Annotated in this window: 10 protein-coding genes; 2 read left to right on the forward strand and 8 right to left on the reverse strand. The window is 71.3% G+C overall.

Annotated elements, in window-relative coordinates; all coding sequences use genetic code 11:
* Positions 1–32 precede the first annotated feature (32 nt).
* From Q8W71_RS11010 to secA, 6 genes are all read right to left on the reverse strand, one after another.
* A complete protein-coding gene (locus Q8W71_RS11010; protein ID WP_305525405.1) occupies positions 33–2576 on the reverse strand; it encodes a sensor histidine kinase in 2544 nt (847 codons plus the stop codon).
* A gap of 301 nt (positions 2577–2877) precedes the next feature.
* Positions 2878–4278, reverse strand: a complete 1401-nt coding sequence (gene ahcY, locus Q8W71_RS11015; RefSeq protein WP_305525406.1) for an adenosylhomocysteinase — start codon at positions 4276–4278, stop codon at positions 2878–2880.
* A gap of 139 nt (positions 4279–4417) precedes the next feature.
* Positions 4418–4840, reverse strand: a complete 423-nt coding sequence (locus Q8W71_RS11020; RefSeq protein WP_305525407.1) for a CsbD family protein — start codon at positions 4838–4840, stop codon at positions 4418–4420.
* Positions 4841–5150: 310 nt separating this feature from the next.
* Positions 5151–7106 (reverse strand): potassium transporter Kup, encoded by a 1956-nt coding sequence (locus Q8W71_RS11025; RefSeq protein WP_370875386.1) that lies wholly within the window; start codon positions 7104–7106, stop codon positions 5151–5153.
* A 127-nt stretch (positions 7107–7233) separates the two neighbouring features.
* Positions 7234–7902 (reverse strand): dethiobiotin synthase, encoded by a 669-nt coding sequence (bioD, locus tag Q8W71_RS11030; protein WP_305525408.1) that lies wholly within the window; start codon positions 7900–7902, stop codon positions 7234–7236.
* Positions 7899–10784: a preprotein translocase subunit SecA gene (gene secA, locus Q8W71_RS11035; protein WP_305525409.1), complete on the reverse strand. Its 2886-nt coding sequence runs from the start codon at positions 10782–10784 to the stop codon at positions 7899–7901. Before secA ends, bioD begins: the two co-directional genes overlap by 4 nt.
* 349 nt (positions 10785–11133) lie before the next feature.
* Here secA and Q8W71_RS11040 point away from each other — a divergent pair, with 349 nt between their 5' ends.
* Positions 11134–12033 carry a peptidylprolyl isomerase gene (locus Q8W71_RS11040; protein ID WP_305525410.1) on the forward strand — a complete coding sequence of 300 codons (900 nt, stop codon included), beginning with the start codon at positions 11134–11136 and terminating at the stop codon, positions 12031–12033.
* Positions 12034–12051: 18 nt separating this feature from the next.
* On the opposite strand, the gene Q8W71_RS11045 is transcribed toward Q8W71_RS11040, so the two are convergent.
* Complete coding sequence (locus Q8W71_RS11045) at positions 12052–12210, reverse strand: hypothetical protein (RefSeq protein WP_305525411.1); 159 nt, start codon at positions 12208–12210, stop codon at positions 12052–12054.
* 164 nt (positions 12211–12374) lie between these two features.
* Positions 12375–13457 (reverse strand): ferrochelatase, encoded by a 1083-nt coding sequence (gene hemH / locus Q8W71_RS11050; protein WP_305525412.1) that lies wholly within the window; start codon positions 13455–13457, stop codon positions 12375–12377.
* Positions 13458–13719: 262 nt separating this feature from the next.
* Between hemH and Q8W71_RS11055 the strand changes: the two genes are divergently transcribed.
* On the forward strand, positions 13720–14409 hold the full coding sequence (locus Q8W71_RS11055) for a uracil-DNA glycosylase (RefSeq protein WP_305525413.1): 690 nt from the start codon (positions 13720–13722) through the stop codon (positions 14407–14409).
* The last annotated feature ends 3 nt before the right edge of the window (positions 14410–14412 follow it).

A 14412-nucleotide genomic window follows, 5' to 3' on the forward strand; every position in this document is an offset into this window, starting at 1 on the left:
CGGCCGGTCAAGCCGGGCCTGCGGCGCCGGGCTCAGGCCAGCGCGTTGCGGGGCGGCTGCGCCGGGCGTCCGTCGGGGGCGCCGTCCCGCGTCGGATCTCCCGAGGTCGGGTCGCCGGCGGGCGCGAGCGGGAAGCGGCAGGTCACGCAGGTCCCCTGCCCCGGCGCCGTCTCCAGCGCGACCCGCCCGCCGTGCAGCTCGACGAAGGAGCGCACGATCGACAGGCCGAGCCCGACGCCGCGGTGGCGGGTGCCCAGGGTGTGGCTCTCGAAGCGGTCGAAGACGAGGGCGCGGATCTCGGGCGGCATGCCGCGGCCGTGGTCGCGCACGCTGAGCACGAGGTCCTGGGCCTCGCGCCGGGCGCGGATCTCGACGCGCTGGCCGGGATCCGAGAAGCCCACCGCGTTCGAGAGCAGGTTGAACAGGATCTGGCGGACGCGCTTGCCGTCGGCGAGCACGCTGCCGATGTCTTCCGGGACGTCGACCGCCAGGGTGATGCGCGACTCCGCCAGCCGGTCCTCGACGCCGCGCAGGGCCGCCTCGACGGTCGCCTGGACGTCGACCGTCTCCCGCTCCAGCTCCAGCGACCCGGCATCGATCGAGGCGAGGTCGAGGATGTCGTTGATGATGACGAGCAGCGCCGCCGACGAGCGCATGATGTGGTCGGAATACTCGCGCTGGCGGTCGTTGAGGGCGCCCACGGTCTCGTCGCCGAGGAGCTGCGTGAAGCCGATGATGTTGGTGAGCGGCGAGCGCAGCTCGTAGGAGACGTGGTGCACGAAGGTGTCGCGCAGTTGCGCCGCCTTCTCCAGCGCCTCGTTCTTCTCGGTCAGCGCCCGCTCGACGTTGACGCTCGCGGTCACGTCGATGAGCGTCAGCAGGGTCGCCCCTTCCGGCAGGGGCTGGGCCGCGCAGTCGAGCACGGTGCCGTCGAGCACCTCGAGCCGGCAGGCCAGCCCGGCCCGCGATTCGAGGCCGACCACGGCGTCGCGGATGTCGAGCCAGGGCTCCTCGGCCGGGGCCAGCGCCCGGCAGCGGGCGATCACCGCGTCGACGTGGGCGCGCTCGTCGATCATCCCGGGTTCGAGCCGCCACACGGTCGAGAAGGCCCGGTTGGCGAGTTGCAGGCGGCCGTCGGCGCCGAACACCGCCACCGGCTCGGCCAGGGTGTCGAGGGTCTCGGCCTGGAGCCGCCGCAGGGCGTTGTAGCGCGACTCGGCGTTGACCCGGTCGGACACGTCGTCGAACAGGTAGGTCAGGCCGCCCTGCGGGTTCGGGTCGGCGACGACGCGCAGGGTCCGGCCGTCGGGGAGATACCACCAGCTCTGGTTGGCCTCGGCGGCGCGGTAGGCCGCGAGCACCCCCTGCTTCCAGCCGCGGAAATCGGCGTGCTCCTCCAGCTTCCGCTGGGCGCGCAGGTGGTCGAGGATCTCGCCGTCGGCGGGCCGGCCGTCGAGGAAGGCGGGGTCGAGGTCCCAGAGCTGGCGATAGGCGGCGTTGTGGAAGATCAGGCGCTGCGACACGTCGAACATCGCCACCGCCGTCGGAAGCTGGTCGAGGGTGCGGACGTTGGCGTTCATCTGGCGCTGGAGGTCGGCGCGCACGCTCTCCAGCTCGGACACGTCGACCGCGACGCCGACGCGGCCGCTGTCGAGGCCGGATTCGAACACGTCGAGCATGCGGCGGCTGCCGGCGACCACCGCCGAGACTCGCGGCACCGCGCGCGGCGCCGCGCCGGGCCGGACCGCGTCGTCGCGGGCGATCGTCTCGCGGGCCCCGCGGTCGAACAGCTCGACACAGCCGTCGAGGGCGGCCTCGCGGCTCTCCGCCTCGACGGCGGCGACGTAGGCGGCGTTGACCCAGGCGAGCCCGCCCTCGCGGTTGCGCCGCCAGACCGGCTGCGGGATCGCGTCGAGCAGGCCGGCGAGGGCGGAGAGCCCCCGGCGCGCCTCGTCGAGGCCCGCGCGCAGCTCGGCGATCTCGCGCCGCTCCCGGCTCGTCTCGCGCAGGCGCAGGAGCGCGCGCCCGGCCACGGCCCGGCCCTGGGCCTCGATGCTGCGGCCGCGCTGGGTGCGCAAACTCAGGGAGAAGGCCGTCCCCCGCGCCCGCAGAGCCTCCAGGGCGGCCTCGACCGCGGCGGCGTCGGGCGCGACCAGCCACGTCCCGAAAGCGAGGACGCGCCGGGCCGAGCCCGAGACCGGCCGCTCGCCGTGGAAGGCGAGGCCGACATCGCCCTCGATCTCCGGCTCGCTGCGCCGGTCCCAGGTGATGACGATCTGCCGCTCGGCGTTGAGCAGCATCTCGGCGCGGTCGTGCGCGCCGCGCAGCACGTCGAGGGCCGCGGCGAGTTCGCGCTCGCGGCGCGTCCAGCGGTTCCGCTCGTACAGGTAGAGCAGCGAGAGGATCACCGCGAAGACGACGAGGCCGCCGAAGATCGCGAGCCCGGCGATGCTGTGGATCTCCCGATGCGCCTGGACCGTGGCGCCCGCCGGCAGCTCCGCCAGCGCCGCGCTCGCCGCGGTCAAGGTGACGGCGCCGACGATGATCCGCACGCGCGCCGCACGTCCGACCGCCATGTTGCCCCTCTGGTTCCCGCGCCGGCCCGTGCGGCGCGCGCGCAAGCGCGGCGCGATCCGCACCGTCCCCGCAGCCGCCCCCTGCGGGCCTTCCGCGGACCCGACCTTTCGATGAGTCGAGACCACTCTACCGTGGCGCGAATCCGCACCGGAAGAGGAACGAACCGTGGCCGGATGCGGCCGGCGTTGAAGACCGGTTAACGACACACAGAAGACACAGTCGGGACCGGCGATCGGGCCTTGACACGCGAAGGGGCCCGGCGCAGCGCGCCGGGCCCCTCGATCCGTCCGTGCGGACCGCTCAGTAGCGGTAGTGCTCGGGCTTGAACGGGCCGCTCTCCGGCACGCCGATATAGGAGGCCTGATCGGGCCGCAGCTTCGACAGCTTCGCGCCGATCTTCTCCAGGTGCAGGGCGGCGACCTTCTCGTCGAGCGTCTTGGGCAGGGTGTAGACCTGACGCTCGTACTTGCCCGGGTTGGTCCAGAGCTCGATCTGCGCGAGCGTCTGGTTGGTGAACGAGGCCGACATCACGAAGGACGGGTGGCCCGTCGCGTTGCCGAGGTTCACCAGCCGGCCCTCCGACAGGAGGATGATGCGGTGGCCGTCGGCGAACTCGATCTCATCGACCTGCGGCTTGATGTTGGTCCACTTGAGGTTCTTCAGGCCGGCGACCTGGATCTCGTTGTCGAAGTGGCCGATGTTGCAGACGATCGCCCGGTCCTTCATCGCCCGCATGTGGTCGATGGTGATGATGTCCTTGTTGCCGGTGGCGGTCACGAAGATGTCGGCGCGGGGCGCCGCGTCCTCCATGGTGACGACCTCGTAGCCCTCCATCGCGGCCTGGAGCGCGCAGATCGGATCGATCTCGGAGACGATCACCCGGCAGCCGGCGTTGCGCAGCGAGGCGGCCGAGCCCTTGCCGACGTCGCCGAAGCCCGCGACCATCGCGACCTTGCCGGCCATCATCACGTCGGTACCGCGGCGGATGCCGTCGACCAGCGACTCCTTGCAGCCGTAGAGGTTGTCGAACTTCGACTTCGTCACCGAGTCGTTGACGTTGATCGCCGGGAAGAGCAGCTTGCCCTCCTTGGCGAGCACGTAGAGGCGGTGCACGCCGGTGGTGGTTTCCTCGGAGACGCCCTTGATCGCCTCCGCGAGGCTGGCGAACCAGCCCTTCGGCTTCTCGGCGAGCTTCTTCTTCAGGAGCGCGAAGAAGATCTCCTCCTCCTCGGAGCCCGGCTTGTCGAGGAAGGCGGTGTCGCCGTTCTCGGCACGCAGGCCGAGATGCACGAACATCGTCGCGTCGCCGCCGTCGTCGAGGATCATGTTCGGCATGCCGCCGTCGTGCCAGTCGAACAGGCGCGAGGTGTAGTCCCAGTAATCCTCCAGCGTCTCGCCCTTCACGGCGAAGACCGGGATGCCCGCGGCGGCGATGGCGGCGGCGGCGTGGTCCTGGGTCGAGTAGATGTTGCAGGACACCCAACGGATGTCGGCGCCGAGCGCCTTCAGCGTCTCGATCAACACCGCGGTCTGGATGGTCATGTGCAGCGAGCCGGCGATCTTGGCGCCCTTGAGCGGCTGGCTCGAACCGTACTCCTCGCGGACCGCCATCAGCCCCGGCATCTCGCTCTCGGCGATCGAGATCTCCTTGCGGCCGTAATCGGCCAGCGCGATGTCCCTGACGACGTAATCCTTGGCCATGTCCTGGCGGCTCCGTGTGTGCGTTGCGGCTCGGGGCGAGGCCCTACCACTCCGCGGGCTACGAAGCAATCAAGACATAAAGATGTCTTTATGCGTATCGCCGGCCCGCCGCCCGGATGCGCGGCGGGCCGGCGAGCGGTCAGGCGCGGCCGCTCGGGCGCATCAGCCAGCCCAGCCCGAAGGCGACGGCGGCGACGAGGGCCACGGTGGCGGCGCGGTTCTCGTCGGCGCGGCGAGCGAGCGCGCGCCCGTGGTGCTCGGCCCGGCCGCGGTAGTGACGCCCGCGCTCGACCGCCTCGTCCGCCAGGGCGTGGCCCCGGGCCTCGGCCTCGTCGATGAAGGCGCGGCCGCGGGACCGGCCCTCGGCCACGAGGTGCTCGCCGTCGCGGCGCAGGTCGTGGACCGTGTCGCGCGCCCGGCCATAGGCATACTGGGCGGCCCCGGCGGCCTGATCGAAGGCGCCCTCGGCCTGCTGGCGCGGGCGGCCGCGAAGCGCGCCGGTCGCGGTCTTCACCCGACCGCGCAGGTGGCGGATCCCGCCCTCGATGTGATCGCTGTTCATCGCAACACTCCTCTGGTTCTGCCCCTCGCGACGGCGCACGACCGCGGGCGCGGTGCTGCTGCCGGGATGTGGAGGTGGCTCGCCGCGGGCCTCAAGCGCTGCCGCGGCCGGCTTTCGCTGGGGACCGAACGGCCACGTGCGGCACAGGTTCCCCGCACGCGGGTGCTCAAATCTTCGTGTGATACCCGGGGGTTGTATGATCCGGCGCCGCCGCGACGGCTCGGATCCGCGGACGGTCAGTGGCCGGTCAGGATCTGCGCTGACCCCGATGGCGGGGCGGCCGCGCCCGCACGGCCGAGTCCGAAGAAAATCAGATCTCGATCTCGGTGCCGACCTCGATCACCTGCCGGGTCGGCACGCCGAAGAAGGCGCCGGTGCGCTCGGCGTTGCGCTGGAGGAACGCGAACAGGCTCTCGCGCCAGACCGCCATGCCGCGGTCGTCGCTCTTCGGGATGACGGTCTCGTGGCCGACGAACACGGTCATGTCGTCGACGAGGTGGGCCGGCAGGTGGCGGGACTCGGCGGCGCAGGCGAGGCCTTCGAGGATCGAGGCGTCCTCCATGAAGCCGTAGCGCAGGGTGACCCGGTAGAAGTCGGGGGCGAGGAGGGTGACGTGGGCGCGCTGGCTGCGCGGCACGGTCGGCGTCTCCTCGTAGAGGGCGGTGATGATCAGCACGCGCTGGTGCAGCGCGTGGCTGCGCTCGACGAAGCGGGAGAGGTGGAGCGGGATCCCGTGCTCGGCCGAGGACAGGAACGCCGCGGTCCCCGGCAGGCGGATCAGAGCGCGGTGCTGGAGCCCGGCGAGGAAGGCGTCCTCCGGCAGGCGGAGCCCGATCCGCGCCTCCTCGACCAGTTGGTTGCCCTTCTGCCACGTGAGCATCATCATCGCGACGAAGCCCGCCAGCACGAGCGGAAACCAGCCGCCCTCGATGATCTTCACGCTGTTGGCCCCGAGGAACACGAGGTCGATGGCGAGGAAGAAGCCGTTGACCGCGAACACCGCGATCGGGCTGTAGCCCCAGCGCAGGGCGATGAGGGCGGCGAGCAGGGTGGTGATCGCCATCAGCATCGAGACCGCGATGCCGTAGGCGCCGGCCAGGGCATCGGACGACCCGAAGATCAGGACGGCCGACAGGGTCGCGATCGCCAGGAGCCAGTTCACCGCGGGGACGTAGATCTGGCCGCGCTCGTCGCTCGCGGTCTGGACGATGCGCATGGTCGGCAGGAAGCCGAGCTGGATCGCCTGCTGGGTCAGCGAGTAGACGCCGGAAATGATCGCCTGCGAGGCGATGATCGTCGCCATCGTGGCGAGGCCGATCAGCGGGTAGTGCGCCCAGTCCGGGGCGAGTCGGTAGAACGGGTTCTCGATCGCGTCGGGCTCGGCGAGCAGCAGGGCGCCCTGGCCGAAATAGTTGATCACCAGCGCCGGCAGGACGAGGACGAACCACGCCACCCGGATCGGCTTGGCGCCGAAATGGCCGAGGTCGGCGTACATGGCCTCGCCGCCGGTGACCGCGAGGAAGGCCGCGCCCAGCATCATGAAGCTGACGTGCCACCCCGCGTGCAGCAGGAAGTCCACCGCGCGCAGCGGGTTGAGCGCCTGCAGGATCTCGGGATGGTGGACGATGCCGCCGATGCCGAGCAGCGCCAGCACCATGAACCACACCAGCATCACCGGCCCGAACACCCGGCCGATCGCGGCCACGCCCTTGCTCTGCACCGCGAACAGGCCGACGAGGATGACGATGGTGATCGGCACGACGTAGGCGCCGAGGGCGGGCGCGTCGACCTTCAGTCCCTCGATCGCCGACAGGACCGAGATCGCCGGGGTGATCGCGCCGTCGCCGTAGAGCAGGGCCGCGCCGACGAGGCCGACCACGAGGAGCAGGCCCTGCCACGTCCTCGGCCGGGCGTGGCGGGCGCCGAGCAGCGCCAGCATCGCGACGATGCCGCCCTCGCCGCGGTTGTCGGCGCGCAGGATCAGGATCGCGTACTTCAGCGAGACGATGAGGATCAGCGCCCAGAAGATCAGCGAGACCGAGCCCATCACGGCGATCGGCGCGGCCTGGTGGGCGCCGTCGCTCGCGGCGCGCACCGCCTCCTTGTAGGCGTAGAGCGGGCTGGTGCCGATGTCGCCGTAGACGACGCCCAGCGCGCCGAGGAGGAGCGCCGGCCGCAGCCGGCCGCGCGCGTGTCCGCCGTCGGCGGGATGCGCCGCATCGCCGGCGGGCTCGGCCTCTTCGGCCGGGGCGAGGGTCTGGCTCAACGGAGGGCTCCCGCACCGGCGCCCGCGCTCTGGCGCCGCGCGCGGCAAGCTAACAGGCGCGGGCGTTCCGTCCAGGGCGGGCGCGGGCGGCTCGGTACAGAACCCGCGGCGCTGTCGCGCTGCGGCCTCAGATCAGGTCGGCGAGCCCGTCCGGACAGGGCGCGTCCCGGCGCAGGCAGAAGACGGGCGCACCCGCGTGCCGCCCGATCGCCGCGGCGACGGTCTCCGGCGGCGTCGGCGCGTCCGCGCTCTCGCTGACGGCGACCGCCAGCACCGGCACGCCGTGGCCGCGGAGGGTTTCGCGGGCAGTGAGCGCGTGGCTGATCGCGCCGAGATAGCTTCCGGAGACGAGGAGCGCCGGCACCCCGAGCGCCTTCAGCCAGTCGAGGCCGGTCGCCTCCACCGTGACCGGGCTCATCAGCCCGCCGACCCCCTCGATGAGCAGCGGCCCCTCCGCCTCGGCGATCCGCGCCCGGCACCACGCCACGAGATCGGCCAGCGCCACGGCCCGCCCCTCCAGCGCGGCGGCCTGATCCGGGGCCAGCGGGGCGGCGAAGCGCCAGGGCGAGCAGGCCTCGACCGCCGCGGCGTCCGGCGCGAGCCCCTGCGCCGCCAGGAGCCGGGCGGTGTCGCTCCCGGCGAAAGCCGGGTCGTCGAGCGGGGGCACGCCGCTCGCCAGGGGCTTCAGGGTCCTGACCGGGCCGCGCGCGCGCAGGCGGCGGGTCAGGGCCGCGGTGACGTAGGTCTTGCCGATCTCCGTGCCGGCCCCGGCGACGAAGACCGCCCGGGGGCTCACGCCTGGAGGCTGCCGTGGCAGTGCTTGTACTTCCGGCCCGAGCCGCACGGGCAGGGCTCGTTGCGCCCGACCCGGCCCCAGGTCGCGGCGTCCGAGGGATCCCGCTCCAGCACCGCGCCGTCGGCCGAGAGGGCCTGCGCCGCGTAGCCGTAGGCCGGTCCGCCGCCGCCGTCGCTGCCGGTTCCCCGTCCGTCGTAGTCCATCTCGTTCTCGCCGGTGACGGGGTCGAGGTGCTGCGCGAACATCGGCGGCAGGGTCGGCGGGGGCGGCGGCTGATCCTGATCCTGGAACACGATCTCGACCCGGGCGAGCTGCGTCGTCACCTGCTCGCGCAGCGACGCGACGAGGCCGTTGAAGAGGTCGAACGCCTCCGACTTGTACTCGTTGAGCGGGTCGCGCTGGGCGAAGCCGCGCCAGCCGATCACCTGCCGCAGGTGGTCGAGGGTGACGAGGTGCTCGCGCCATAGGTGGTCGAGGGTCTGGAGGAGCACCTGCTTCTCGATATAGGCCGAGACCTCGGCGCCGTTGCGCTCGACCCGTGCCTGATAGGCGGCCTCGGCCGCCTTCACGAGGCGCTCGCGCATCTCCTCGTCGGCGATGCCCTCCTCCTTCGCCCAGTCCTCGATCGGCTCGTCGAGGTTGAGGATCTCCTTCGCCTGCTCCTGGAGGCCCGCCGCGTCCCACTGCTCGGCGTAGGCGTTCTCGGGGATGTGGCGGCCGACGAGGTCGTCGATCACGCCCTGGCGCATCTCGTCGACCGTCTCGCGCACGCTCTCCTGGCCCATGAAGTCACGGCGCTGCTCGAATACGACCTTGCGCTGGTCGTTCATGACGTTGTCGTACTTGAGCACGTTCTTGCGCATGTCGAAGTTGCGCGCCTCGACCTTCTGCTGCGCCTTCTCGATCGCCTTGTTGATCCAGGGATGGATGATCGCCTCGCCCTGCTCCAGGCCGAGCTTGGTCAGCATGCCGTCCATGCGGTCGGACCCGAAGATCCGCATCAGGTCGTCCTGGAGCGACAGGTAGAACTTCGAGCGGCCGGGATCGCCCTGGCGGCCGGAGCGGCCGCGGAGCTGGTTGTCGATGCGCCGCGATTCGTGGCGCTCGGTGCCGATGATGTAGAGGCCGCCGGGCAGGTCCTTCTTGCGGCCCGCGGCCGGGTCGGCGGGCTCGCCCGCGGCGAGCACCTTGGCGCGGTTCTCGGCGATCTCCGCCTTGATCGCCTCGATGCCCGCGTCGCGCTCCGGCCCCTCGGGCAGGTGGGCGAGTTCCTTCTCCACGCGCATCTCGACGTTGCCGCCGAGTTTGATGTCGGTGCCGCGGCCGGCCATGTTGGTGGCGATGGTGATGGCGCCCGGCACGCCGGCCTCGGCGACGATGTAGGCCTCCTGCTCGTGGAAGCGGGCGTTCAGCACCGCGAAGCGCTTGGTGACGCGGCCCTCGCGGGCGGCCTTGTAGACGTCGGTGAGCGCGTTCGGGTCGGAGTAGTCGAGCAGCGTGTAGCCGTGCTTCTTCAGGAGCTCGGCGAGGTACTCGGACTTCTCGATCGAGCCGGTGCCGACCAGGATCGGCTGGTGGCGCGTATGCGCCTTGTCGATCTCGGCGATGATCCCGGCGTACTTCTCCTCGACGGTGCGGTAGACCTCGTCGTCCTCGTCGACGCGCTCGACCTCCTTGTTGGTCGGGATGTCGACCACGTCGAGCTTGTAGATCTCTGCGAACTCGTCCGCCTCGGTCGAGGCCGTGCCGGTCATGCCGGCCAGCGTCTTGTAGAGGCGGAAGTAGTTCTGGAAGGTGATCGAGGCCAGCGTCTGGTTCTCGGGCTGGATCGTCACCCGCTCCTTGGCCTCGAGCGCCTGATGGAGGCCCTCCGAGTAGCGCCGACCCTGCATCATGCGGCCGGTGAACTCGTCGATGATCACCACCTCGTCGTTCTTGACGATGTAGTCCTTGTCGCGCGTGAACAGGGTGTGGGCGCGCAGCGCCTGGTTCACGTGATGGACGAGGGTGACGTTGTGCGCGTCGTAGAGGTCGCCCTCCTTGAGGAGGCCGGCCTCGCGCATCGCCTCCTCGATGAACTCGTTGCCCTCCTCGGTCAGCGACACGGTGCGCTGCTTCTCGTCGAGGTCGTAGAACGCCTTCTCCAGGCGCGGCATCAGCGCGTCGACGGCGACGTAGAGTTCCGAGCGGTCGTCCACGGGTCCGGAGATGATCAGCGGCGTGCGCGCCTCGTCGATCAGGATCGAGTCGACCTCGTCGACGATCGCGAAGTTGTGTCCCCGCTGCGCGAGCTGCGACAGCTCGTACTTCATGTTGTCGCGCAGGTAATCGAAGCCGTACTCGTTGTTGGTGCCGTAGGTGATGTCGCAGGCGTAGGACGCCTTGCGCTGCTCGTCGTCGAGCCCGTGGACGATGATGCCGACGCTCAGGCCGAGGAACTTGTAGATCCGGCCCATCCACTCGGCGTCGCGGGAGGCGAGGTAGTCGTTGACGGTGACGACGTGGACGCCCTTGCCCTCCAGGGCGTTGAGGTAGACCGGCAGCGTCGCCACCAGCGTCTTGCCCTCGCCGGTCTTCATCTCGGCGATGCCGCCCTCGTGCAGCACCATGCCGCCGATGAGCTGCACGTCAAAGTGGCGCTGGCTGAGCACGCGCTTGGCCGCCTCGCGCACGGTGGCGAAGGCGGGGACGAGGATGTCGTCGAGGCTCTTGCCGGCGGCGAGTTCCGCCTTCAGCATGTCGGTCCGGGCGCGCAGTTGCTCGTCGGTGAGCGCCTGGATCTCGGGCTCCAGCGCGTTGATCTGCGCCACCCGGGGCCGGTAGCCCTTGACCCGACGGTCGTTGGAGGAGCCGAAAATCTTCTTGGCGATGGAGCCGAGCATCGTGAACCTGCGGACGCGCGAGCCCGGCGACGGAGAGCGCGTCGCGGGCCGGCCTGGGCGGAGTTGGCCGGGCTTATAGAGGTAAACATCGCCCCGCGCACCTGAAAGAGGCGGTGCCCACAGGGGCGGCACGAAGGCCCGTTCGGAACCCGGAATCCCATCGCGCGGGCCTGTCCGTCTGCCTCGCCGGATGAACCCGTGCGCGCTGAAACGCAGGTCCGGCCGCGCTTGCCTTTGCCCGAGCCCCGGTCCACTTGTGTCGCGCACTTCCGCGGCCGCAGCCGCACGCGCGCCGCCGCCCGCGCCCGCCCGGGCGAGGCGGCCGGCTCCGACGCCGAGGACCGTACCCATGTCGAGCCTGTCCCATCTCCGGCGCTCGGGCGCCCTGCTCACGCTCGCCCTCGCCTGCGCCGCGCCGCTCCCCGTCCGGGCGCAGGCCCCGGCCGCTCCGACGCCGACGGCGAGCGCGACGCCGGCACCGGGCACGGTGGTGGCCAAGGTGAACGGCCAGCCGATCACGCAGGGCGACATCGCGGTTGCGGCCGACGATCCGGCCCTGTCGCTGCCGGGCGTGGACGAGGCGCAGAAGAAGGGTCTGCTCGTCGATTACATGGTCGACCTCAAGGTCGGCGCGCAGGCGGCCGAGGCCGCCAAGGTGGGCGACAGCGCCGACTTCAAGCGCAAGCTCGCCTATTTCCGCGACAAGCTGCTGCTCGACGACTACTTGGAGCAGGAGGCCAAGAAGGCGGTCACGCCCGAGGCCGAGCACGCGATCTACGACCAGACCGTCAAGCTGATGAAGCCCGAGGAGGAGGTGCACGCCCGCCACATCCTCGTCGACAACGAGGCCGACGCGAAGAAGATCGCCGCGCGGATCAAGGCGGGCGAGGACTTCGCCAAGGTCGCGGCCGAGACCTCGAAGGACCCGGGCTCGAAGACCGAGGGCGGCGACCTCGGCTGGTTCACCAAGGAGCGCATGGTGCCGGACTTCGCGACCGCCGCCTTCGCCTTGAAGCCCGGTCAGGTCTCGGACCCGGTCAAGACCCAGTTCGGCTGGCACGTCATCAAGGTCGAGGAGAAGCGGACCAAGCCGCAGCCGACCTTCGAGGAGCTGAAGGAGCAGATCGACCAGCACCTGATCCGCAAGGCGCAGCAGGACCTGATCCTGAAGCTGCGCTCCGAGGCCAAGATCGAGCGCACCGACGCGGCGCCGGGCAAGCCCGAGGCGCCGCCGGCGAAGAAGCCCTGAACCGGTCGCCCGGCCGGCTCAGTAGGGCCGGTCGGGCACGAGGTAGGACGAGCGGGCGGTGGCGGGCTGCGGCGTGACGCCGAGCGCCTCCAACTCGTTGACGCGGCGCGTCTCGGACAGACTGCTCATGATCGCCACGAGAATCCACGGGCACGCGATCCCGATGAAGAACGCCATGTGACGACTCTCCCTGAGCGCTCGCCGCCGACGACGGAGTCGGTTCGGCCCGGGCGAGCGCGGCTCCCAAGCGTGGCCGAGCCCGGACAGGATAGGCGGACGCGCCGCCGCGGCAAGCGCTCCCGGAGAGAATTTTCCGCCGGGAGGCGGCCCGACGCCCGAATTCAGATCCAGCCCTGAAGCTCGCGGCGGACCACGTGCTCGATCACGCGCATGCCGAGCTCCGAGTCGTTGAGGCAGGGAATGTAGGCGAAGCGCTCGCCGCCGTTGCCCTCGAAATAGTGGCGGTTCTCGCCGTCGAGTTCCTCCAGGGTCTCCAGGCAGTCGGCGGTGAAGCCGGGGGCCACGATCGCCATGCGCTTGACGCCGGACTTGGCCAGCTCCTGCACGGTCTCGTCGGTGTAGGGCTTCAGCCACTCCTCGTTGCCGAAGCGCGACTGGAAGGTGACGCGCATCCGCTCGGTCGAGAGGCCCAGCGCCTCGCGGATCAGCCGGCCGGTCTTGTGGCACTGGCAGTGATAGGGGTCGCCCTTGAGCAGGTAGCTCTTCGGCACCCCGTGGAACGAGGTGAGGATCACCTCCGGCTCGAAATCGAGCTTGTCCAACCCCTCGCGGATCGATTGGGCCATCGCCGCGATGTAGACGGGGTCGTCGTGGTAGGGCGGCGAGACGCGCACGGTCGGCTGCCAGCGCATCTCCATGAGCGCCCGGAACGCCTGATCGCAGGCGGTGGCCGAAGTGGCGGCGGCGTATTGCGGGTAGAGCGGCACGAGCAGGATGCGGTCGCAGCCCTGGTCGAGCAGCGCCTGAAGGCGGCCCGCCACCTCGGGCTTGCCGTAGCGCATCGCCCAGTCGACGACGACGGTGTCGCCCATTGCCGCCTGGAGCCGCTCGGATTGGCCGCGGGTGATGGTCTTGAGCGGGCCCTCGTCCAGCTCGGTATTCCAGACGCTCGCGTAGTCGCGGCCCTTCGGCCCCGGGCGCTTCGACAGGATGACGAGGTTGAGGAGCGGCCACCAGATCAGGCGCGGCACCTCGATCACCCGCCGGTCGGACAGGAATTCCTTGAGGTAGCGCCGCATCGGCCAGTAGCTCGTGCCCTCGGGGGTGCCGAGGTTCATGAGCAGCACGCCGACCCGGCCCCAGGCCACGGCCGGATGGTCCCCCGGCAGGCTGCCGGCGGCGGGGGCCCGCGGCGCCACGGGCCGGCGATCCGCCAGGGTGGCGGGTTCGACGCGTTCGTTCATGCCATCGTTCCGGCGACGGGCGCCGATTCCTTACACGTGTTCCGGGCCGACAGATCGGGGGCGTCGCGCCGATCCGGCCTGCACCGCCTATCTAGGACGCCGACCGCGTCCGGCGAAGGCCGCTCGGGGGCGGCATGCCGTCCCGACTGGGTCCCCTTCCGTACACGCGGGCCGCGGAGCCCGGCAACCGCCGCCGATCCGTCGTCCCCGCGACGGTGCGACCTATCTCGGGCCCATCCGACCGCGTGAGCCGAAGCCAGAGATGACCGACGGACCCGTCGCCGCCGCCCTCGCCCGATTCCGCGAATCCGGCTCCCCGTGGCTGGCGCTGCCGTTCTTCGCGGACGGCGCGGCCGACGCGGTGGCGGAGCGGGTCGACGCGCGGATCGCGGCGGGGGCGCGGGTCCTGCCGGAGCCGGACAACATTTTTCGGGCCCTGACGGAGACGCCGCTGCCGGCGGTGCGGGCGGTGATCCTGGGCCAGGACCCCTACCCGACGCCGGGCGATGCCAACGGGCTGGCCTTCTCCTATGTCGGCAGCGGCCGGTTGCCGGCCTCGCTGCGGGTGATCCTCGCCGAGGCCGGGTCCGACCGGGCGGCGGGGGGAGACCTCACCCCCTGGGCGCGGCAGGGGGTGCTGCTCCTCAACAGCGCGCTCACCGTCGAGGCGGGCAAAGCCGGCGCGCACCTGCGCTACGGCTGGGCGGCGCTGACCGACGCGGCGGTGCGCGCGGTCTCGGACGGGCCGCACCCGGCGGCCTTCCTGCTCTGGGGCGCCCAGGCCCGGGCCCGGGCCGCGCTGATCGACACGGCGCGCCACGGGGTGTTCGAGAGCGGCCACCCCTCGCCCCTCAACCGCGCCCGGGATTTTCCGGGATCCGACCCGTTCGGCCGCGCCAACGCGTGGCTGGAGGCCCGGGGGATCGCGCCGATCGACTGGCGGCTCGGCTGAGAC

Source organism: Methylobacterium amylolyticum, from assembly GCF_030700245.1.
Lineage (GTDB): Bacteria > Pseudomonadota > Alphaproteobacteria > Rhizobiales > Beijerinckiaceae > Methylobacterium.

Excerpts from the sequence above, each read along its gene's own strand:
- Q8W71_RS11010 (WP_305525405.1), bottom strand. The coding sequence starts at position 2,576 with ATGGCGGTCGGACGTGCGGCGCGCGTGCGGATCATCGTCGGCGCCGTC.
- secA (WP_305525409.1), bottom strand. The coding sequence starts at position 10,784 with ATGCTCGGCTCCATCGCCAAGAAGATTTTCGGCTCCTCCAACGACCGT.
- Q8W71_RS11040 (WP_305525410.1), top strand. The coding sequence starts at position 11,134 with ATGTCGAGCCTGTCCCATCTCCGGCGCTCGGGCGCCCTGCTCACGCTC.
- hemH (WP_305525412.1), bottom strand. The coding sequence starts at position 13,457 with ATGAACGAACGCGTCGAACCCGCCACCCTGGCGGATCGCCGGCCCGTG.
- ahcY (WP_305525406.1), bottom strand. The coding sequence starts at position 4,278 with ATGGCCAAGGATTACGTCGTCAGGGACATCGCGCTGGCCGATTACGGC.
- Q8W71_RS11055 (WP_305525413.1), top strand. The coding sequence starts at position 13,720 with ATGACCGACGGACCCGTCGCCGCCGCCCTCGCCCGATTCCGCGAATCC.
- Q8W71_RS11045 (WP_305525411.1), bottom strand. The coding sequence starts at position 12,210 with ATGGCGTTCTTCATCGGGATCGCGTGCCCGTGGATTCTCGTGGCGATC.
- Q8W71_RS11020 (WP_305525407.1), bottom strand. The coding sequence starts at position 4,840 with ATGAACAGCGATCACATCGAGGGCGGGATCCGCCACCTGCGCGGTCGG.